This is a genomic window from Bacteroides muris (ex Fokt et al. 2023) (genome assembly GCF_024704895.1).
Classification (GTDB): Bacteria; Bacteroidota; Bacteroidia; order Bacteroidales; family Bacteroidaceae; genus Bacteroides; species Bacteroides muris.
Map to the genome: position 1 here is coordinate 1 of NZ_JAMZEE010000056.1, position 21,507 is coordinate 21,507.

The window sequence follows — 21,507 nt, forward strand, 5'->3', positions numbered from 1 at the left end:
TTCCTCAGAAAAATCTTCTCCAATTCTTCAGGGGAGTATTTGGATAACAGATTCAAGATTCCGACCAGCGTGCGGCCTACACGTTCCGCCGTATTCTCATTCTCCTGGGTAGCGTACCGTACCTGTAGGGCAAGTTCCTTGAGTATGTCAATCGTATCTGCCATATTATGAAACAAATGCCTTCCGGCAGTTCAAAGCTTTATAAGGTTCGGACAGACTAACAGCCGCAATCACGCCATAAAGCTGGTTATCATTGTTCACCACATAATCCGCTTCTACATCTTCCAAGGAAAAAGCGAGCCACAGCCTTTTCATCCTTTTGTCTTCCAAAATTTGGTTGAGCAGCTCATCAAGAATACGTTCGCACTTGTCAAGGGCAGCCTCTATCTGCTCATAGTCGGAGGTGTCGGACACATGCTCCACAATGAAGAGCAAGTAATCGCGGTCTTTTCGGTATGCACCCGGATTACCGCCGTAACCGAATCCTGAGCCACGGTCCACAATCACTGCCGGATAGTGGAGCACGCTGTCCAGTGCCGTATGCTTCTCCCGTTCTGATGAGAGGAAGTGTACTTCATCATTCTCCTTGTGCCGGATATCGACATGGCGTTCGGCCAAATTCTCCATGTACTCTGAAAATGTCATTTCTTCTGTTTTTGAGCGTCACGTATTCTTTTATTGAGCAGGCGGAACGCCGTTGCCACCGGCATCGCCTGGTATTTCTCCATCACTGCCACATCGTCACCGACAAAAGCGTCGAAGATGTCGAGCCAGTTGACAGACGGTGCGGCGGGACTTTTCCGCTTTTCCTCCGGTTCATCATCCAACGGAAAGAGGAAAGGAAAAGCCTTTGAAAGCCACCTCTTGACAAAAACGTAGTTCAGGAATACGGCATACTTGACGTGCCTGTCAATTTTTGCCACCTTCATTATCCGTTTTTGCAGTATCAGCGGTTTCTGCCTGCTAAATAAGCCGTTTTTCCCACCCGACGGTAGGACAATATATTCGTTGTCTTTCAAATAGAGCATTGATACGAAAGTGTCCAGTGAGGCATCCTTGCCGTCACGGACATATCGGTTGAAAGCAGTGTCCACGTGCATGAAGTGTTCGAAACACATCCCTTTCAGGCGTTCCCCCGGCGCTTTCAGCCCGGAGACGGCAGGAAGGATAAAGCGGTCCATCCGGACACGGCAGTCGCTGATGAACTCCACCAGTTCGCTCAGCTTATAACTGTAATAGGTGTCGGAACCGACCCTGGACGGCAGGGAATAGAACTCCTTCAGGAAGGAGGGTTCGTCCATTTCCTGAAGATAAAGCCGCGAGACGAGCAGGAACTGTGCCGGTGTCAGTTCCTCCCATTTCTGGGGTACCCGACGGATTATCTCATGGCGGATTCCGAATCTACGGTATGCAATGCGAAGCTCCCTCATGTCCAGAACGTGCGTTTATGGTCATTGTCCCGGTCGTATATCTGCCTGGGATCACCCTCATAGAAATTCTCAAAACAGTTCCGTACCGTACGCAGCAGCACGGTCATGTACATGTCCGCATCCGCTTTCAGATTCTGAATCTGTACGGCGATACGCTCCGCATCGACGGGTCTCTTCTCCTCATTGCCCTTCTCACCCGGCTGTACAGTGGTGAAGTACAGCCCCCGGTCTGTGACGCTACCCGTCTCCATCAGCAGCCGTCTGACCGCCATTGCCACAATGTAGCGGGAGCAGGCAAGGCGCAACCGCTCCACACTCTTCCGGGCTTCTTCGTCTTCTGGGGGATTTACCAGTCCGTCAATCAGATGCTCATACAGCTTGTCACCGATGGCCGGCTGAAGGAGCATCTCCTCGGCAAACTTCAGGTGCGGCTGCAGGCGAAGGAAAACAATCCGGCTGCCATTGATAAAACAGACGTCATTGACATCCGCGGTACTGCGGACAATGGCTGATTTACGGTCCTGATAGGCCCGGGAGGACGCGAACTCCGGATATTCGGCTATATGGGCATACAGAAACTCAAGCAGCTCGTCGAGCGCATTGAACCCCTTGTTGCGTAACGATGCCCGCAGGTTATCTTCCTGGTACTTGTACACCTGCTGGAATGATTCACCGTTGTCGGATTTCTGACGTTGGAAGCCCGCATCGGTGATACGCATGCTGACTTCATCGAAATCGTTCCAGAACGCCAGGTTCGCGTTTGCGCGTTTGCAGATCTCCAGCAGGCGGCTGTCCAGTTTCTCCCGTTCGGTTGCCCCTTCGGTATTCTGTTCCAATACATCCGGATTTGGACCGAATTCGTATATCTCGACCACTTCGCCTGCCATCGCATCGCCCAATAACGGTACGAGGTATTGCCGGAAAGCATTCCGGAGCGGTGCCTCCATCATGTCAAAGGAGATGGCGGTGTTCACCTTCATCACCGCTTTCAGCTCCTTGCCGTTGTTCCATTTTTTTGCACTGAATATCATTAGCTCAATGTTTTTTTGGTACCGCTGCCGGTATCGAGGGTTACTAAAACGGTATTGCGGAAACGCAGCTCGCATTCCGGCATGCCGTTCATTTTGATGTAGAGTTCTATTGGGTCCAGGATGTTCTGCCGGTCAATCCATGCGTTGGCAATGTTCACAAGGAACGCCTCACGGATATTGGAACCGCCCTGGTTGCCGGCATAGGTGCCACCGGGCATACCTGCACCGAGCACATTCGGGTTCACCATCAATGCAAACAGAATTTCCGAGTTGGCGGCTGCCGACACCGGAAGATTGTCACTGCCCTGGTATTTGTTCTCCAGCGGCTTGATTTTCCATTCCTCCTCAATCCTGCCGTTCATCTCGTTCATGGCATAATGCGAGAAGATGGGCTTCTCCGCATTGTCCGGTCCGCAAAGGTTCTGCTCCACAGAATCCATGTACTTCTGTATGACCGCCTCACGTTCCTTGGCAGAATAGTCCTTGGACGGGTATTTCTTCTCCCAGTAGGAATACGGTATCTGTACATGCCACTTCCAGGTTATCTGGTTCTTGTAGGCTTTCTTGAGGAAATGGGGGATAAGATGGGCTATCTCCACCCATCCACAAACGTAGGCAGGCCACCAGATGGGCATGCCGTAAAGGTCATCGTTGCTCCAGCTGTCGCGTACCGGCATGATGAAACCGTCCTTCACCTTTCCGGCAAACTTCAACACCTCGGCGTGCATCTGCGGGTCGTATTCGGAGAGGACATCCAGCCTGGTGTATTGTCCCTTGTCCGGACGTTGCGGCCAATATCCGGAAACGATGCACTTGCAGGCTCCGTATTCGTCCACTTCGGAATAGCGGCGGTAAAGCGCATTGACCGGATTGACTCCTGCAAAAGAATTGCCGGCAGCCGACGGCACAAACTGGACGGCACCGTTACCGAACTTCAGGTAATCCCGAAGCACCTTCTCCATGTAGCGCCTCACATTCCGGGAAGCAATAAAAGCTTGTACCCGGCTATCGGTAACGGGCTTCAGCATCTCGTTGCCGCCATTGTCGTAACCCGCCACCCTGCATGGATAAATACCCTGACCGAGAGTCAGATTTCGGAGGAATTTCAGTCCGGTGTTGAGCACGCTGGTATTCCCGATTTCCTCAGCCGCCTTCTGGGGGAAATCATTCTCATCTCCCCATGGACGCACCTTCACTCCGTCGATGTCTATATAGGAAACATTCGACAAGTCATATGGCGCCAGGATTCGGGTACGCTCCTTCATTTCGTTTTGGGGTGTCCCCGTCGTTTCGCCGAATATGTACGTGGACTGCATCAGCAGGGGAATGCCGCTTGAATTAAACAATATGTTCATCAGAATATTATTTTCTTTTTGTTATACTCCAGTATCAGGTCAATATCCACAGGGTAGGGGTGTCCTTCCGGATTTCCCTTGCAGTCGCAGGGCTGCACGCCCCGGAGCTGGTATTCCTTCATGTTCATGCGTCCTGCACCGCAGGCATAGGCCTGGGGCATGAAATAGACCTTGCCTTCCTTACTGACGAACTTTATCGAAAAGATGCGCCGGCGTCCGCGTTCGTCCGTGCGGATGTCCATGTCGGCCAGAGCCAGGTTTCTGCGTATTGTCTCCATATCATTATATCATTCAAATGTTCTGTCAAATGTGTAGTCAAATATTCCTCCACCGAACGAGTAACGGTCAAATACCTGGTGCTTTCTGCTTGCCGGGCAGAAGGTGAGGTTCACGTTCACCCGCTGGTTTCCCATCTTGGTATGGGTAAAGTCAATGTCCGTGATGATGATCTCCATCGGAAGCGATGGCGCGTCATACCATCGCTGTACCGGAGAAGTCAGCATGTCCACCAATGCCTTGTATTTGTTTTCGTCCAGATAGCCGGTATTGACAGTGCGTAAATCGTTGAAGAAAGGGCTGAACCTCCGTTTCTGTTTCGTCAGGTCCGCAATATCCCCCTCCAGTTCCGGACTGTACTGTACCAGTCCGGAAAATGAAATCGATTCCGGGAGTCCGAACACGTTATAGTAGAGGAACTGGTGCATTTCCCGGTGGTTCTGCCGGTCAAGGACATACCTTACAAGGTCTGTCAATGTACCGTTGGTGATGCGTGCGTCATACGATATGATATTGTCGCATTGGACGCCTGAGAGCCGGCTTATCTTTACCGGACTCATGTTATATGCCGTCATGCGGTCTGTGCCGGACAGTTCGAGCTTTACGGTTTTCTTGATGCTGGAGCCGGACTCCATGTATATGATGTCTATAAATACCTCTGTCCTGGTCGAGACGAAAAAGGAGAGATAGTCAATGCTGTTTTGCCTGATATGCTTGATTTTATATCGGGAGTAGAAGATAAAGTCCGTCTGCGGGTCGAAAGACACATGATACCTTGAGTAAAATACATGCAGGGTATAGTTTTCGGTGGACTCGCTGTCCGAGAGTTCCAGCCGTACCTCCATGGGCAGCAAGGCCACACGGTCATCCCCACCGTTGAGCTCAGGACGTACAAAATACTCATTGATAATGTCTCCGGGGTCGCAAATGATGACTGTGTTGCTGTGGTCCGGATAATAAATTTCGGACAGTGCCTCCTGCCCGTCAACCTCTATCCTGAGGCTCAGTTTGTCATGCACGTCCGCAATGCGGATGTCCTGCATGTCAGAGGAAAATACATATGAATCATTTACAAGATTTGTCACCATCTCCATAAGTCTTTAGATACTCCCAACACCAGCGACCTGTTGTACAAGTCATAGCCCGCCCTGAACTCCCAGGACTTACGCCGGTACCCTGCGGACAGTACACATCCGTAACGTCCCGCATCCATTCCCAACACCAGCGCGTTCTGGTGGACGATTGGTTGCCGGTAGTCCACCACTACCGTGCGGTCAAGCAATTCATTGCGGGATATGACGTCGGTCAGCTCCACTTTCAGGTAAGGGCGTTCAATAATTGTATCAAGATAATTCTTCTCCGAGAAATAGTCGGCCAGTATAGCCGCCGTATCCACTTCTGTGGGTACCTCACGGACAATCACCTCCGGTTCCGGAATGGCAGGGCGTATCGTATCATGCCTGACCACCGTTTCCGGTACGCGGACAATGCTCCGTTTCCGGGAACCCAGCCAGTGGCCGGCCCAGCCGGAGAGAAGTGCGATAACCGCACAAAGCAACATATGGCTAACCTTCCGTCTCATCGGCCTTTTTTCTGAATTTATCCATGACCGTCACCCACAATATTCCCACCTGCTTGATCAGCGTATCTTTCGGCTTGCCGTCGATGACTGCCAGGTTCTCCAGTATGCTTGTCACGTGCTCGACGCAGAACCAGGTCATGACGAACACCTTGACAATGGAAAAGAATAGGGTGGCCAGCAGCATGACAAAGCTTTCTTCCGCTCCGGCCTTGCTCTCCAGATAGAACGAGTGGGTGATATAGATGATGGTCAGCCAGATACACAGCTTGATGATGCAGCGTGAGAAACGGAAGGATTCAAATCCTATTCCCTGGACCTTGCTTGCCCGGATGCCCGTCCACATCTCTGAAACAATGGCGACGAGCATGGCCATGGCCAGGAACGGTGTAATGCCTATCCATTCGCTGACTACGGCAGTGACGGCGCTGAAGGAGATGGCCGGAAATTGCAGGTTGTACTTGAAGCTCGGAGCCACCGAAAGAAAGAACTCCTTCGGTGAATCATACCCATAGGTGGCGACGAATCTTGTGAAAAAGCGTATCATATCTCTTTTTTTGTCACAAAGATAGAGCCCAACCATCCGCTCTCATAGGACAAAAAAAGCCCCTCCGTGGTTGAAGGAACGGTAACACGACCAGTCTTTCCGCTTTTCGGGTCTCATTCCGTTTGCGAGCGTGCGAGCAAACGGAATGGGTGCGCCCTGCACCCCTCCGTCAAATCAGCCCCTCATCGTTGAAGCTGTAATAACCATCATTCGTTATTATGACATGGTCTAATATTCTGATATTGAACAATGCGGCGGCATTGTTCATTCTTTCGGTTATTTTCTTATCCTCCATACTCGGGCAGATGTTTCCGCTCGGATGATTATGTACCGCCACGAACTGTACCGCCCCCGTTTCAATCAACACCCGCATTATCAGCCGTATATCTACACAAGTCTGGTCTATCGCCCCTACTGATATCCTTTGCTTGCTTATCACCTTGGAAGAACGGCTCAACGCAAGCACCCAAAATTCTTCATTCGGCAAATCTCCTATCAATGGGCGCATCAAGTTGTATATATCATCACTGCACCGGACGGCATCCGCATCCCTGCGCCTTACCTCCCTGCGCCTGTACAATTCCACAGCTGCCACCGCTATGCGTCTGCGGTGCGGTGTGAGGCTGTTAAACAGTCGTTCCAAGCGATATTCTCCCGTCCATGCGTCTGAAACGGTGTCGGCTTTGTTCGTGAGTTCACCTATCAGCTGGCTATCCGTTTTTTCTCTATTATCGTCAAACAGCGACAACTGCACTGCATTTCCTGCTTTCATTTTTCTTTTCATGTCCTCATTAATTTAAAACTGTCCTACCCAAGAAATAACCTCCCAACACTTCCGCACCTAATTGCTCCAGTGCGCACGCAAATTGTGCGTAGCTGTGTCCTTTCGTTAGTATGTCATCAAAAACGAGTACCCGCTTTCCGTTGAAAAAGTCAGTATTCAGTGTAATAGTTTCCGTGTTCTGTATGCTTTTGCCTTTTTGGGTTTCGTGGATGGTCATACGTTTTCCGCCCACTTTCACGGCTTTGTAGCCATTCATGCATCCGCAAAGGTTGGAAACCTCTTCGCAAAAGTCTTGATAGCGTTTTTCCGTCCGTTCTGCCGAACTTGCAGGAACACAGACAAACACAATGCTATCGGCAAACGAACCGAATTTTTCCGTTATCTTATCCGCTACGATAGCTGCTACCTGCTTGCTGCGTTTCCCTGCCTTGAAGTCCCATATCAGTGAGCGGATTTGTTTTTCCCGTTCTGTAGCTTCGTATCTTGTCGGTATGTAATCAAATAAGGAAATCATCGGTTTATGCCATTGATTTTTCCATGCTTCGGGGATGTTTCTTTTTGCTGCCATAACTGTAAGTTTTTAATTTATTCTGGATTTCTGGAGTCGTCGGGTGGAGCCTTTTTTAATTTACTCCGTTTCCCGGAACGACTTTTTTTTTATTCCGGCGTGTCTGTATGACGTGCGGTATGGTTGCCTTTTGATGCCGCAATAATTGAGGTGCCGAGGATGACATTCCGCAAGGTTCCGATAAAACCGAAGGCTTGAATACTACCCGTAGGGCTGGAGATTTTTTAGCGGACAACGCCCGACCTTGCTTGTCAGACCGGTGCCCTACATTTGCGGACTCAAAAGACTACCTGACCGCATACAGAGATGCAGGAAATGAAAAGGAGTTGCGGAAAAGAAACGGAGGCACGCCAAGCGGAACGCTTACCGCTCTACGGTCTCTACCTTAGATATTGAAACGGAAAAGACCGGGTCTACCTGCATGGATGCGGACAAACGCAAGTAGCTGCCGCTACTTACCGCTGAGACGCGCAAAATCCGTACTGGAGGAAATAGATTTGCCTGCCTGTTCCTTCAGTACGGATTTTGCGCGCGCCGTGCTCTTTGTTAATGAATGTTATAAGAAATATACTTCTTTGATAATGAATACAGAATAGCCCTCTTTCCATCCGAATGGAAACAGAAACGGAAGTTTCTGCCGACCGCGCCCTATCCAAAAACGCAACCAAAAACGCAAGAAGCAAGGAAATATGACAAGGAGGATGCCCCTCGGCCAGTCCTGCACACGACGTTCTGTCCTAAAGTGCAGCGATTCCCATTGCGGACGTTGCGAGTCCTGCCATAAGCATTGCGATTGTGATTGCGGATGTATGTGTATGAGGTGAATCAGATACGTGCGTCCACGAATCCGTATGCCTGCCTGAGCAGGTGCCCGTACTTCGTCCATACACGCTTATCCACCGCATCACCGAAGTGGGTGGCTTCTTCCGGAAGGATGGACTGGTTACGCTCGCTGCGCTTATCCTTGGCAAAACGCCCCTCGCGGTCCTCGATGACACGCGTGTTGTTCATGGAGATGAGTGTATATTTGCATTTCGAGCCGTTGAAACGCTTCTTCGGGAACCGTTCGTCTTTCTCTGCCAGGATGGAAGCCCAGAGCAGGTACTTGTCATGCTGCGGCGGCTCCATGCCCGCATGGGTGTGCTGTTCCACCGTCCATCCATGTTTCTCCAGACGCTCGATGGCAAGCTCGTTGTAGGACTTCTTGTTGTTGGCACGGCGTGCATCCCCGTAACGGTCACGGTAATAATGCAGGTGCTTGTTGATATGGTTACGGTAGTAGTGGCAGAACTTGTCCATCAGCGCGTTCACCATGGTATCATCCTCTTCATCACGTTTGACAAAGAACTCGTTGATGTTGTTGTCTACCGGCTCACGTGTCAGCAGCTTCGTCACGAAGTCATAGTTGCGCTCCTGCGCCACTTCCAGGAATGAGGCGGCACTACCCCAGTCGGGTGTCAGCTCTATCGGCTGGTTGGGATTGCAGTCCAGGTCACGCCGGCTGTCATCGTTATTGGCAAGCTGTTGCCAGTTGTAGTTATGATCTTCGGCAAAGTCACGGATATAGTCGTCATTGGTGGCATTGTAATAGATATGGCGTTCATCCAACTGATAGTAGCAGCTGTCAATCTTATCCACCATGAAGTTCAGGATCTCTATCATGAAGGAAAGCTTATCCATCACCTTGTACTGGTTCAGGATATAGTTCATGCCCACATTGGCGATGTTGTCGAAGATGGAGCCGAGGATGAAGAGCGTGCCGTCACGTGAAACGAACGGCGTGATACTTTGCCTGAGACGGACGGTCTCGTTCCAAATCTCCTTGAACAGTCCCGCATCATTCGCAATCCTTGCATCAATGAGCTGCATCTGTAACCGCACAATCCTGTTCCAGACATCAAACAGCCGGATGCCGCGTTCTTCTTCATAATACTTGGCCGGTTCAAGCAACCATTTCTGTTCGGGCGTGTAAGGCATGGAGGAAAGGAACGTGTTGCCGTGATGCTTCAGAACGGGATTCCCGGACTTGCGGCCAAAGATGTGTTCATTACCACGGTTGGTCGGCGCCGCCTCTTGGTCGAACTTTTCCTTGTCGAGTGTCAGCGCTTCATCGGTGATGTTGTAGTCCGCGTTCGGACCGCGGCTGTTACCACCTTGAGTGAGGATGTAGAGCATGTGCCCGTTGCTGAAGCTGATGCCGTACTCGAATGACATGATGTGCTCGTATGGCTTGTACCATCCTTCGATGGGACGGCGGCACACCACATAGTCACCGGTCTTGCTGACCGGGTCCCACTGCTTATAACCGAGCATCTCCAGCATCTTGAACGCTGAAGGCAGGGTTTTAGTCAACGCCTGCCCAATGGTGGCCTGGGTGAGCGTAGTAATCCCTCGCGGCATGAGCCGGATGTTGTCATCTATCACGGCACCGGTAATGAATGATTTACCCGTGGCACGCGAGTAGATGACATATCCGTTCTTGTACGGCATCACGAGGAATGCCGCTTGCGCCGGATTGACCTGTATGACCTCTTCCCAGACGTTTTCGTCCATTGTCCTGCCGTATCAATATCGTGGGAAAACAATGTAGTTCACACCTTCGGAGGAGGTCATGCGGGGCATGTCCTGTCCGGTATCAGCCAGCAGCTGCGGCACCTCTTCCGGCCTGAACCTGGCAGATACGGTACAGACAATCTGTGTCTTGCTGACCGATACCATATCAATGTGCTTATGGTCAACCAAGTAAGAGATGAGTCGTTTGTTTGTCAATTTTTTCATGGGTAATCTGTTATGAGTTCATTATTTCTTCCGCTTGTGCGTCGTCGATAGGCGTGTACATCGAATCCACCAGAACCTTCTGCTCTTCCTGGGAAAGGTTGCGGATGGCATTCAGGGGAATATCCACCTTTTGCCCCATACTGTTGATCTGGATGTAGAATACATTCTTCTCCATGCGTCGCGGGTCCTCGACGGAAGCCGGCTTCTCACCAATCATCTGATGCAGTACTTTCTTGGCGTTGTTCCATTGCTTGAGATCACCTTTGAGCTTGCAATCCCGGATAAGCTGGATCTGGTCCTTGATCATCCAGGCAAACCAGAAATCCCAGTCAAACTGGTGTTGTGTCTTGAACAGTTCTTTTGCCAGGGCGATATCCTTACGTACCTGTGTACGTGAAATCCGGTATTTCGCCAACATGATGTTGATGATATGGCTCTCATTGGGATAATCATCAAGCAAACGGGCTATCTGCAATACCCGGTTGCACTGCACCCGAAGATGTTCCGGCAACGGACTGTTCTCCGGATCTATGATATGCTGCTGGATGAGTTCGTATGACTGTTCCTCCAGTGCAGATTTACTTTTGGATGTTGTCAAGTTGTTACTCATACTCAAGATACTGCTGTTGCGATTTAAAGAACTTGATCAGTTCCTGTTGTGCCGGATTGCTGCCGTTGATGGCGGACTTGATGATAGCTTCCCGGACTTCAACCATCTGACGAAGGTGCCCACGATAAAAATCCGTCCGAACTTCGGTACCCGGAGTACGGAGCTCTGCAAGAAAATCCGTCTCATCCACACCGATATTGATTGCGATCATCCCCGGAGGGATAAGACGGTACGCCATTTTCTCAATCTCCTCACGTTGCTGCTGCGTCAAACTCATCATTCAACATTTTAAAGTCAAAGTCAAAAATATCCCTGCCGGTATGGATAATTCCACGTTCCAGCTTCGGGTTATGCGTGGCGTTCTGACTGCCTACTACGGTGATGTTCCAGTCTTCGTTATACAGCAACGCCACCTTCGCATGCAACGCCAGGCAACGGTAACAGTCCGGAAATGTAGTCACCAGGTAATCGAACGGTTTGGGTGAGATGCTGCGCACCCGGTTATCGATCAGGAACCGTACCGATAGCAACTCACCGGTCTCAACCTTACGGCGCAGGGCGTTGATGCTATCCATGGAGATGGAATAGGTGGTAAGCAGCAGGTGTGCCGGCCCTGTCTGTTTAAGAATATAGAAAATCAACTGGATCAGGTTAAATGCCCCTGAAGAGTAGAAATGCTTGTCCCTGCCGGGTACCAGCACCCCCATGGCGTCCGGATGCAGCAGCTTCTCCGCAGCCAGGTCGTGGCCGGAGGCTGCCGCATCCGTTCGGCGGATGTAGCCTGTCGGGTATCGGTCTCCCTGCATAGGACTTACTGCATCATCCGCCGGCATCATCTTATTCTCAATCTCGCTGCAACAGACCAGCATAACCTAACCTATTGCAGTTCTGCCAAACGATATTCTATCTTTTCTACCAATGCCTCCTGATCAGCGACCTTCTTCTCGTATCTCACACGTTTGGGGCAGTCGGGAAGGGGATTCTCCTTGCCGTCCTTGGGCTTGCTTTCCGAAGAATACAGCAGCATGTTTTTTGCCTTGGTAATCTTGCTCTTGGCATTGGATTTCGCTTTCTTCAGTTCTTCCACGGATAGGGAACTGATGTCGGTCTCGTCCTCTTCCTTTTCCGGATTTTCTTCGGGGGTATCCGTTTTTTTGTAGAGTTCGTCCAGCTGTTCTTCAGTCGGCAGTTCCCTGTCCTGCTCGAACTGCCTTTTGATGGCAGCCAGCAGTGTCATGCGGTTGGAGAGAAAGGCTATACGGGCGACAATATCCTTGCGCTGCGTGCATACAGCCTGCGTGTTTGTCTCACCCAGTCCGGCAAGCATCCGGTGCTGGCGTGAACGTTCGTTGTAGCATTCCCGGAAGTCATAGATGATTTTGGCCATCACCGGGGGATAGGCGGGATGTTCGTCCGCCTCACGCGCCAATTCCCTCTCCGCAACGGCGACAATGGCGGCAGCCGTCTCTTCGGGAACCGTCTCGGAACGCCCGTCATTGCCCGGCATTGCGTCATCTGCCAGGTCCACATCCTCAAAGCGCGGGTCATCCGGATGATACCACACCTTGATCATCTGCCGGATTTCATACTCCAGCTTCTCACGGGTATGCGGCTTTTCGCCCTGGCGTGCCAGACGTGCGGCGACAAACCCCTTATATCCTGAACGGGTCAGGATATTCACACCGGTGCTGTAGTCACGTTTCTGCGAGTTCAGCCACTTGATGCCGTCCCTGCGCGCCTCGATGTAGTTCTGTGTAATCTTTGACATTGTATGTACGTTGTTTTTTGATGATACGCAAAGCTATTGCGGTTTTTGTTGCCGGAATAGGACAAAACAAAATGTCCGCCCCTGCCTGAGAGCGAGAGACGGACATGAACAACCAATCATGAACAAAAAGGCCTATGGCTCTTCTGATGCGGCTTTTACAGTCAGGATGTCCTCCGTGTCCCCCTCATACACACATTTGCGCGGTGCGGTAAAGGTGTAGTGGAGGGTGTTCTGGTTGCGGGCAGTGGAGCTTGCTCCGGTAGTGGCACCGTCACCCGACGCACGGAGCGCGCCGCGCCGCTTGTCACCCATCAGGTAGTTCGTGCCGTTGTTGTCGGTCACGATAAAGAACATCTTGCGCCCTTTGGTCGCATTCTCGAAACCGAATATCTTCTTCCGCATCTTGGCCGAAATGATATTCAGGTCCATCAGGAACGATTCCCCGCCGCTTTCTCCCTGGTCGGTAATCTTGAACTCGGCCAGCTCGTCGGTGAAATCCATCTTGTATGCCCTGCAGCCTTCCTTCATGACCAGGTCACCGACCAATGTACCGGCTTCTTCAAGAGAAAGAGGGGATTCCGTCTTTTTCGGGTAGTCCGGCCAGGTCGCCACATCCGCATGATAACCGAAGATGACGGACGGTATGATACCGCCCATGTTGTCCTGGTTCTCGCAGTCCATTGCCTCGTTGATGTCATCAAGGGCAATACATAATTTAGGGTCTACTTCTGCCATAGTCGTAGGGTTTATTCGGATTTAACAACATAGGTGCCCGTCACCTTCTCCACTTTGCCCGCAGCGGGCGTCTTCTTCTGCACGGCAGGAGTGGTGTATCCGGCAGCCTCCAGGAATTCGACGGTATATTCCTTTCCACCGGGAACTGCCACATATGTACCGGACTCACGCCAGGCTTCCTCGCCCTGGATGCGCCATTTGCCTCCGTTGTTGGCCGCTTCATCCGGCGTAATCGTCACTTCAATGTATCCGAACGGATTAGTCCCTTCCGGGTCCACCGGACGGTCGTTGACGCAGAACTCGGACTTGTGCACAGACACGAACTGGAAACCGATCACATACTTGCCCGCAGCGTCGAACGTATAGGGATTGCCGGACATGAACGGCTTGATGGACTTGAAGTCGCTCTCCTTGTCAAAGCCGTAGCATACGTTCTTCTTGGTGGTCAGCATGACGAACTGGCTGCCGTCGGGAAGGTTCGGAACACGTACCAGCTCGCAGCGGTTGTTGGAACCAAGCAGGTGCTGCGTGTCGGAAGTGTCCTCCTTGAGTCCGATGACAATGGTGCCTTCGTCCTTGCGCCAGTCATCGTACATGTCGCCCAAATCGTCGGAAATGAACATCTTGATGTTCTTCTTGCGCTTGAAAGTACGCGGCATGTGGCGCCACATTTCCAGCAGCTTCTCTCCGATATTGGCACGGGACAGTTCACCGGTCGCATAAACGTTACCCTCGGCACTGGAGATGTCTCCGACAGCCTCGCCTTCGGTGATGATGGTACCGATACCGTCGAAAGAGTCCTGAATGTCCGTCTTTTCTTCATCTGCACTGTATTTTGCCGTGAAGATGGCAAACAGCAAATCATTGGATGCCAGTTCGTGCCCGTGGTTGATCAGCCACAGCTCGAACGGGTGTTCTTTGCGGAGTGTACCGGGAACCTCGGCAATGTAGGTGCGTCGGTAGCGCTCAGGCTCGTCGGACATCTCCATTACAACGGGACGCACTACCAGACGCCGGGGAACAATCTTGCCCAGATACTTTCCGGCAGTGAATTTGCCGGTGTACTTGCCGGAGATGCTTCCGCCCTCTACCTTGCCCAGTTCAAGGGAGTCGGTTATGCCCGGTACCGGAGTGAAATGTCTCAACACCTCCGAGGCGTCGAGCTTGTCGACCGCCTTCAGGATGTCCTTGTGCTTTTTTACCGCGGTCAGAACGGCGGTAATGTCAATAGGTGCTTTAAAATCCATAATAGAATAGTTTAGTGTTACTCATTCTCAAAACTGTTGATCGGGTCTGTGGCGATGTCCGCAAACTTGTTGTCTTCGTTCGCTTCCCGGTGGCTGTCGGTACCCGTTCCGGGTATTTGGGCGACAATGTCACGGATAACTTGTACCTTGGCCTTGTTGTCGGCGGCATTCTTGATGCTGTCACTCAGGCTGTCAAGGTCATTCACGACTGCCGTCAGACTGTTTTCGGCAGTCTCCTTGGCAGTGTTGGCGACAGCCAGGTCATTCTCCGCTTTGGCTTTCGCTTCGTTGGCGGCCTTAACGGCGTCATTGATGGCCTGCAGATTCTCTACGGTAAGCAACATCTTGCCGTCTTTTTCCTCAATGCCTTCGCTGTTGAGGATCTGGTTGATGAAAGTAAATTCTTTACGCATAACTGTATTTGAAGAATTAGAAATGTCAGTCTTGTTGCCGGTAGGGAACAGCCCTTTGATACCGTCGATAATCTGGGAGACCAAGTTTTTGTCACGGCCTTCCGGTTCCGGCTTCCCCTCCGAATCGATAGCCGGCAACGGTAGACCAAGCGCGGTGAAGCAGTCGGTCATTTCATTGGTCACCTGCGGCTTTTTATGGGTACCGGGAATAATCCTGTCTATGAATCCCCATTCCTTGGCTTCAGAAGCCGGCATCCAGCGTTCTTCTTCCATCAGGGTGATAATTTCTTTCAGGCTTTTGCCGCTACGGTTGATATATTTTTGTGCAATCATCAGGTCAATGGCTTCCGCGCTCTTCTTCTTGTTCTGCAGTTCCTTGATGGTATCCTCCAACTGGTCTGCATTGAGCTGGCCCCAGATGTCCACTCCCAGGCTGCATTTATGCGCCAGCCACATGCCGTCCTCGTGCATCTCGATGGACTTGGCGCCGAACGCCAATATGGTGGCCGCCGAAGCGTTGAAGCTGATGAACTCCACCGTCACATTGCCGTGCTCGGCCATCAGGGCGGACATGGCGACCGCTTCGGCCACATCACCGCCATAACTGGAAACCTTCAGGCGTACGGGCTGGCCTTTGGCCTTGTCAAGGAAGTATTTCAGATAGTTTTTGTTGTACCAGTAACGGTCAATCGCTCCGAATAATGTGATAACTGTCTCGTTCATAAAACTTATTTTTGCGCAAAGAAAAACGCAAAAAAAACGGTACCCAAGGACATTGGGTACCGTCAGCGGACAGATAAATATTTGACTGAAAGAGTGTTGTGTGTCAGCAAAGGAAGTCGTACGGTTATATTTCCTCCATGTTTTCAATATAGACGGTCGGTTCATCCTGGATGCAGGTGAACGTGAATGAGGTGCCGTTCCGTTCCGACGCGGAACGTCCGCTTGTCTTGTTTGTGGCGAACAGCATGAGTGCGTCCTCCTGCCCGCACCAATGGACTGCCCCGTTGCCGTCCACTGCCAGTACATACCACAAGCCACGTTCCAGCATCTCCATCAGCTGATGGTTTGCTGGGGAAAGTTTCGGAATCACCCCTTCAATGGAAACGTTCCAGCAGTCCCCCGCGTCATTCACCTCCTTGTCTTCATTATAGGAATAGGTGTCATTGGCATATACCGGTATGGAAACAATATCCTCCCGGTTGCGGAGTTCCAGATAGTTCAGACCGGCGGCATAGTCCTTACGGATTTGCACGAACGAGGCTGGAGGCACGGCAATCACCTGCAACAATCCTCCGACGTTTTCAAAATCATAATGCATTGCTTTCATAAGCCATTTTTCCCTGCTGGGAAATTGTCCCGAATTCGGACAACTTCCCCAAAATTATACGGTTAATAAAGTCTAAAATCGTGGTATTCTCCACCGTTTTCCTATATCCATGCCGATTATACTCCCTGCGGATAGTCTCATAAGACCAGGTGTCGTCATCAAAGCCGAAGCTGTTCTGAAAGTTGCGGATGGCGGTCGAGAGTGGGATTCCGATACTGACATGGGTGTCGAGATAGAGGAAAAGCATCTGCTTGATCCGTCTCTCCACCTTGCTGCCGAACGCCACCACTTCGGTATTCGACATCGCCCATCCGTATCGGTAGAAGTCATCACGGCGTATCTCCACCGCCACGTTGGCGGTATATCGTGCCAGGTTCCGGTATCTGTTCTCGTATCGTCCGGGTTTTGCAAGCCTGGAAAGGAAGTCGTTCTGCAGCTCCTTGTCCGGGGACAGATTGACTATTTCAGTCCAAGTGTCGTCCGGGGCATTGAAATTGTACAGCAGGAATTGCTTGACATAAGGCTTGCAAGGCAGCCAGCAAACAAATCGGTCTTTTTTCGTCATTTAAAGTATTGATTTTTATACAAAAATACGCATATTGATTAATATATTCATCACTCTCTTGTTTTTTATTTCTATTGGAGCAGGCACATTTTGCCCTCTACACCTTCTACACTTTCTACAAAGTATAAAATTACCTATATATCAACAACATAACGGTTTTAGTATAGAAGAAAAAGTGTAGAAAAACCTTCTACAAAGTATCTATTTGTAGAAGAAATACAGAAAAGCAGCATTTTGTAGATATTTGTAGAAGCTTGTAGAACATCTTTTTATAACATAAAACACTGATTCATAAAGATGTAGAAAGTGTAGAAAGTGTAGAAGCATTTTTTGCCCCAAAATAAAGCATCTTTTTTGTCTCAAAAAGGCAAGAAAAAAGCCCCTACCTTCACAGGCAAGAGCTTCCGCACAACTATGATAGACATTAAAATTTATATGGAGAAGTTTTGTCCTCCGGCGGTTTATTATCCCGCCCTTCTTCCTCTTCGTCAAGCATTCCCATATCAATGTTGAGATTGATATTATAGTTTGCCATCAGCTCCGTGTAATCGAAGCAGAGGGCCTGCTTGGTCACGCTGGTTTTCTTATAATACTTTTGTCCACCGGCCTCCAGTTCTTTGGTTACTTCTACCCCCTTCAATATGTTCTTGAAACGGACGGAGTTTTGTACCCCCAGGTATTCTTTGGAGTTCTCCAAGTAGAAATTCAACGATTCAGTCGGTAAAGCGGTATCTCCCACCTGCTTGCTGAACTTCTTATACAGCATGAAGATGCGGTCTGTGCGCATACGCAGGATAGGGCGTGGCTGCTTAAAAGCGAGGTCCTTGACCTTGTTTGTCTTCAGCCCGGACAAATAATCAATGCGGAAATCCGACTCTAAGAATATTTCACCGTCCTGCTGCAAGTAACTGACCACATTCCAGAAGTTGGCCAGTTCGTTGTTGCTCTTGCATTCACAGTTCTGCCGGATGATGCCGCCCACACAGATGTTCAGCAGCTCCAGGTAAGTGAATGGCACGTCGAGCACCGCTTCAAGCGCACGGAAGGCGGCCAACGGAATGACCCAGTTCCGCTGGATGCGGTCTTCTATGCTCTCGCCTTTCAAGCGTTCATTCAAATCCCCCATACACTGGCGATAGGAGGACGTGAAATCCGTCTCCATTTTTGACCGATAGCGCAACAGCTGCAAAGTAAGGTGCGACAGTCCTAAGTCGCGTATTGACTTGCATTGGTCAAATGCCTGTTTCTCAGACGTGGAGAATTCCGTTTTGGTGAAGGTCAGGTAAATCAACCTGGAAAATAGGGCGATGTCAATTGTCGGCATTTCTTGACCGGATAGGATGACACCGCAATCCACGCTCGTAATCTCCCGCTTCTTGTCCCGGTCCATGTTCATGCGGCTTCGGCCAGTTCCGTCCCACAAGCCTTTGAGGAACTCCCGTTTGTCAAGGTCGATGGAATTCTTGTACTCGTCAATATGCACCAGCGCATTGGCGCATTGTGCCACCGCATCTCCCAAGGCTGCAATAGTCGCATTCTGGATGTTTGGCGGATTATTATTGATGATGAAGAACGACATCAGGCTGTGACCGAGTTCTGATTTGCCGCTACCTTTCGGGCCGAACAGATTCAAGATGGGGAAGCTCTTGGTTTGCCCCGATATGATGTCCCTGAAAAGGGAGGCGATTAAGAAACAGATGCCCACCTTGGCATTGTCACCGAATACTTGTATCAGCTGTTCGCTGTAGGATCTTATGCTGACATTGTTGTAGGTCGTATGCACAAACCTGCGCTCGAACTGGAACAGCTTCACGTCATCACGGTAAATGGTGCTACAACCGGGCAGGTAGAAGTTGCCGCCCTTCAGCCGAACAATGCCGTATTCGTCCGCCTCATGCCACTCCGTATCAAAGCACCCATTGCCGAAAGCAAAGAACCCCTGCCGTTGCCAGCCAAGCTGTGTCACCTCAAGTGCAGTCTCGGTCTGTTCGTAAAGGAACATCTTCAGCTTTGTGAGTTCTTTTTCAGTGGCCAGCCAGATATAATTGCCGAGGCCTTCTACCTTTTGCTTGAACTTGGACAATGACACCAGGTCTTCTTGTTTCATCTCTATGATTTCCTCTTGCTTGTTTTGATTCTTGATTCGGTAGAGACGTTTGGGCAGGAGGGAATCTTTGATGTGGAATAGAGGCAACATGGTGAAATTGCTCCATTGCACAGCTTTCCCACTGTCCCCAGCCAATGCAAAGTAAGCATTGTATTCTTCATAGAAGCCATATTTTTGATAAAGGTCACGGTCTATCTTTTTGCTCTCATTAATGACTTGCTTGGCTTTATCAAGCTTCTTGGCCCGTTTAATGGCCGTTTGCCACAACTTCTTGTCATCATAGAATGACTGGAGCTGTTTGAGGTACATGGACTCTTTGACTTCGTCCTTCACCATGACCACCATGGAGCAGATGGTGCTGACAGCATCGCTTCGCTCTTCGGTGGTATTGATGTCTTGGAATATATATGAGGCATACCATGGAATGAAATCTACCTCTTTCAGTTCTTGAAACTTCTGAATGCTCGTACAGTAGGTATCCGGATCATTCTTGCTCTGCGCTTCCCCAAGTGGTATCTCTTTGACCGATACACCAAACCCACACTTCATCGCCTGCAATCCGTTACGCATCACGTTGCGAATGCCGGCACCCAGTTTCTCACCTTTATCTGGGTTGGGCGGGTCCGCATCCGGAAGGAAGCAAACTTTAGTGGCGTACTTCTTCAGTTGCTCCATCTGGCTTTCAGTCCAATCGCCTCCAAGAGGGGCAACAGCGTTGTTGACACGAATACGCTGAAGCTGCATCGCATCGGGTGCCCCTTCCACCAAATAGAATTTATCTTCTTTGGCAGCCTGGCGTATGGCCGTATCAATTCCAAAAATTGAATCACGTTTATGGTAGATTTCATTTTCAGCCGAATTGATATACTTGGCCACCTTCTCACCGGACATGTCACGTGCGGTAAAGCCTATAATCCGTCGAAAACGGTCGCGTATGGGAATAACTATGCGGTTACGGTAACCATCGAAAGTCCTAATCTCCGTCCCCCTTTCTTTAGCCTTTTCCTTGTTGTCCGATAGCAGCCCCATCTCCTTCATCAAGTTTATGGAAAGACCGGCCGATTGCGCGAAGTTCAACAAATCATCCCATTTGTCGGGCGCAAACCCAATGCCCGTCTCTTCGGCATACTCCAGCCCCCAGCGCCCCTTGACATATTCGGCGGCAGCCCTGTTGGCCGGGTCCAGCAGATTCTGGCGGAAATGCTCCGCGCACCGCTGGTTGATTACGAACATCGACTCGCGCTTCATGCGTGCCTGTTCCTGCTCGGGAGTCAGCCTCTCTTCCTCGACGGTTATGCCGTATTTCTTGCCGAGGTACCTGACGGCCTCCGGATAGCTCATCGTCTCGCGCTCCATCAAGAAACCGACGGCGTTGCCGCCCTTACCACATCCGAAACAGTGCCAGGTGCCGCGTGCCGGGCTCACGAAGAAACTGGGGGTCTTCTCCTTATGGAAAGGGCAGCACGCCTGGTAATTTACTCCTTTCTTCTTCAGATCGACGTAACCGGATATTACATCCACAATATCAGCACGGTCTAAGATTTGTTCTATGATTCTTTCGTCTATCATTGTATATTATATTCGGGTACTACCTTCTAAGAATGACAGTACCTTGTTCTTCGATATAATAGCTGCATATATCATACAAGTCAAACTCACACAAGCATGAATACACGCATTTCATGAAAAGGCCATAGTTCTCCGGACTGACCTTTTCAAGTACCCGGAAAGATTCACCGGGCAGCATCTCGTACAGCTCGATGAATACTTTGTCATAGTATTCCGTCAACCTCTCCATTCCTACCAGCTCTATATAAGACTGAATCCAGGATCGACTATCGTCCGGAAGATATTGAAGCAAGTCCATGTTTTAAACATTGAAGGGTACAAAGGAATTGTTTTATAGGAGAGTTATCAAGGACGTTATCCGTTCCTACAGTTCTGTTTTTTCCACCAGGCTCCCAATGAACAAGTTCATCAGTCTCGCATATAGTCCGGAAGCTTCCTTCAGATTATCCGGATTCTTACCGGTAAGATGCACCTTCATATTATCCTTGGAGTAGTCATGGCATATAAATAAGTGCAGCTCCCGGTTCCGATCATCAACTACCGAGACCTTCACTTCTTCCACGACACTCCCCAGTTCTGAGGCATCCAACCACAAATATGACTTTTCATCTGTCTTCAGATGGCAGTACCGATGTACTTTGCCACCTTTACGAATTAACTCCACTTCGACGATTGTCGCTACCTGATTGGTACGCAGGATGCGTACCTTCTGACCTTTCTTCATTGACCTGATTCTTGTTATTAGATTGTTATAACTCTTTAAATTCCTGCTCCATCCGGCACTTTCTCACGTAAAGTCCATCAATAATGTACTG

At 50.2% G+C, this 21,507-nt stretch carries 25 protein-coding genes; all 25 read right to left on the reverse strand.

The features are described 5' to 3' along the window. Window positions 1-165 precede the first annotated feature (165 nt). Window positions 166-645, reverse strand: a complete 480-nt coding sequence (locus M1B78_RS16630; RefSeq protein ID WP_257941281.1) for a hypothetical protein — start codon at window positions 643-645, stop codon at window positions 166-168. Continuing rightward, the gene (locus tag M1B78_RS16635) at window positions 642-1,430 is read right to left on the reverse strand and encodes a hypothetical protein (protein ID WP_257941282.1); all 789 of its coding nucleotides are present in this window, start codon (window positions 1,428-1,430) and stop codon (window positions 642-644) included. The genes M1B78_RS16630 and M1B78_RS16635 overlap by 4 nt, the downstream gene beginning before the upstream one ends. Next, on the reverse strand, window positions 1,427-2,461 hold the full coding sequence (locus M1B78_RS16640) for a DUF6712 family protein (protein ID WP_257941283.1): 1,035 nt from the start codon (window positions 2,459-2,461) through the stop codon (window positions 1,427-1,429). The genes M1B78_RS16635 and M1B78_RS16640 overlap by 4 nt, the downstream gene beginning before the upstream one ends. After that, on the reverse strand, window positions 2,461-3,816 hold the full coding sequence (locus M1B78_RS16645) for a hypothetical protein (protein ID WP_257941284.1): 1,356 nt from the start codon (window positions 3,814-3,816) through the stop codon (window positions 2,461-2,463). Before M1B78_RS16645 ends, M1B78_RS16640 begins: the two co-directional genes overlap by 1 nt. After that, window positions 3,816-4,094, reverse strand: a complete 279-nt coding sequence (locus tag M1B78_RS16650) for a hypothetical protein (RefSeq protein WP_005829015.1) — start codon at window positions 4,092-4,094, stop codon at window positions 3,816-3,818. The genes M1B78_RS16645 and M1B78_RS16650 overlap by 1 nt, the downstream gene beginning before the upstream one ends. Window positions 4,095-4,103: 9 nt before the next feature. Beyond that, window positions 4,104-5,180, reverse strand: coding sequence for a hypothetical protein (locus tag M1B78_RS16655; protein ID WP_257941285.1), 1,077 nt, complete (start codon window positions 5,178-5,180; stop codon window positions 4,104-4,106). Further along, window positions 5,174-5,674 (reverse strand): hypothetical protein, encoded by a 501-nt coding sequence (locus M1B78_RS16660; protein ID WP_257941286.1) that lies wholly within the window; start codon window positions 5,672-5,674, stop codon window positions 5,174-5,176. The genes M1B78_RS16655 and M1B78_RS16660 overlap by 7 nt, the downstream gene beginning before the upstream one ends. Next, window positions 5,658-6,218, reverse strand: coding sequence for a phage holin family protein (locus M1B78_RS16665; protein ID WP_257941287.1), 561 nt, complete (start codon window positions 6,216-6,218; stop codon window positions 5,658-5,660). Before M1B78_RS16665 ends, M1B78_RS16660 begins: the two co-directional genes overlap by 17 nt. Before the next feature lie 169 nt (window positions 6,219-6,387). Next, window positions 6,388-7,002, reverse strand: a complete 615-nt coding sequence (locus M1B78_RS16670; protein ID WP_257941288.1) for a JAB domain-containing protein — start codon at window positions 7,000-7,002, stop codon at window positions 6,388-6,390. Window positions 7,003-7,009: 7 nt separating this feature from the next. Next, entirely contained in the window at window positions 7,010-7,570 is a 561-nt protein-coding gene (locus tag M1B78_RS16675) for a phosphoribosyltransferase (protein ID WP_257941289.1), read from the reverse strand. A gap of 556 nt (window positions 7,571-8,126) precedes the next feature. After that, on the reverse strand, window positions 8,127-8,456 hold the full coding sequence (locus tag M1B78_RS16680; RefSeq protein ID WP_138345338.1) for a hypothetical protein: 330 nt from the start codon (window positions 8,454-8,456) through the stop codon (window positions 8,127-8,129). After that, the gene (locus tag M1B78_RS16685; RefSeq protein WP_120139326.1) at window positions 8,396-10,123 is read right to left on the reverse strand and encodes a hypothetical protein; all 1,728 of its coding nucleotides are present in this window, start codon (window positions 10,121-10,123) and stop codon (window positions 8,396-8,398) included. Before M1B78_RS16685 ends, M1B78_RS16680 begins: the two co-directional genes overlap by 61 nt. Before the next feature lie 12 nt (window positions 10,124-10,135). After that, on the reverse strand, window positions 10,136-10,348 hold the full coding sequence (locus tag M1B78_RS16690; protein ID WP_005828986.1) for a hypothetical protein: 213 nt from the start codon (window positions 10,346-10,348) through the stop codon (window positions 10,136-10,138). 10 nt (window positions 10,349-10,358) lie between these two features. Then, window positions 10,359-10,946 carry a hypothetical protein gene (locus M1B78_RS16695; protein ID WP_257941290.1) on the reverse strand — a complete coding sequence of 196 codons (588 nt, stop codon included), beginning with the start codon at window positions 10,944-10,946 and terminating at the stop codon, window positions 10,359-10,361. A gap of 4 nt (window positions 10,947-10,950) precedes the next feature. Beyond that, complete coding sequence (locus M1B78_RS16700) at window positions 10,951-11,169, reverse strand: hypothetical protein (protein WP_257941291.1); 219 nt, start codon at window positions 11,167-11,169, stop codon at window positions 10,951-10,953. A gap of 40 nt (window positions 11,170-11,209) precedes the next feature. After that, window positions 11,210-11,827 carry a hypothetical protein gene (locus M1B78_RS16705; protein ID WP_257941292.1) on the reverse strand — a complete coding sequence of 206 codons (618 nt, stop codon included), beginning with the start codon at window positions 11,825-11,827 and terminating at the stop codon, window positions 11,210-11,212. An 8-nt stretch (window positions 11,828-11,835) separates the two neighbouring features. Beyond that, window positions 11,836-12,726 (reverse strand): hypothetical protein, encoded by an 891-nt coding sequence (locus tag M1B78_RS16710; RefSeq protein WP_257941293.1) that lies wholly within the window; start codon window positions 12,724-12,726, stop codon window positions 11,836-11,838. A 132-nt stretch (window positions 12,727-12,858) separates the two neighbouring features. Further along, window positions 12,859-13,461, reverse strand: a complete 603-nt coding sequence (locus tag M1B78_RS16715) for a hypothetical protein (RefSeq protein WP_057254463.1) — start codon at window positions 13,459-13,461, stop codon at window positions 12,859-12,861. Window positions 13,462-13,472: 11 nt separating this feature from the next. Next, entirely contained in the window at window positions 13,473-14,708 is a 1,236-nt protein-coding gene (locus M1B78_RS16720; protein WP_257941294.1) for a hypothetical protein, read from the reverse strand. A 17-nt stretch (window positions 14,709-14,725) separates the two neighbouring features. Next, entirely contained in the window at window positions 14,726-15,844 is a 1,119-nt protein-coding gene (locus tag M1B78_RS16725; RefSeq protein WP_257941295.1) for a Clp protease ClpP, read from the reverse strand. 124 nt (window positions 15,845-15,968) lie between these two features. Continuing rightward, entirely contained in the window at window positions 15,969-16,451 is a 483-nt protein-coding gene (locus M1B78_RS16730; protein WP_257941296.1) for a hypothetical protein, read from the reverse strand. Next, window positions 16,432-17,016: a hypothetical protein gene (locus tag M1B78_RS16735; RefSeq protein ID WP_035449829.1), complete on the reverse strand. Its 585-nt coding sequence runs from the start codon at window positions 17,014-17,016 to the stop codon at window positions 16,432-16,434. The genes M1B78_RS16730 and M1B78_RS16735 overlap by 20 nt, the downstream gene beginning before the upstream one ends. A 424-nt stretch (window positions 17,017-17,440) precedes the next feature. Continuing rightward, on the reverse strand, window positions 17,441-20,692 hold the full coding sequence (gene dnaG / locus M1B78_RS16740; RefSeq protein ID WP_257941297.1) for a DNA primase: 3,252 nt from the start codon (window positions 20,690-20,692) through the stop codon (window positions 17,441-17,443). Between the two features lie 19 nt (window positions 20,693-20,711). Further along, entirely contained in the window at window positions 20,712-20,990 is a 279-nt protein-coding gene (locus M1B78_RS16745; protein WP_057254192.1) for a hypothetical protein, read from the reverse strand. 66 nt (window positions 20,991-21,056) lie between these two features. Continuing rightward, the gene (locus tag M1B78_RS16750) at window positions 21,057-21,416 is read right to left on the reverse strand and encodes a hypothetical protein (protein ID WP_119993445.1); all 360 of its coding nucleotides are present in this window, start codon (window positions 21,414-21,416) and stop codon (window positions 21,057-21,059) included. Window positions 21,417-21,507 lie beyond the last annotated feature (91 nt).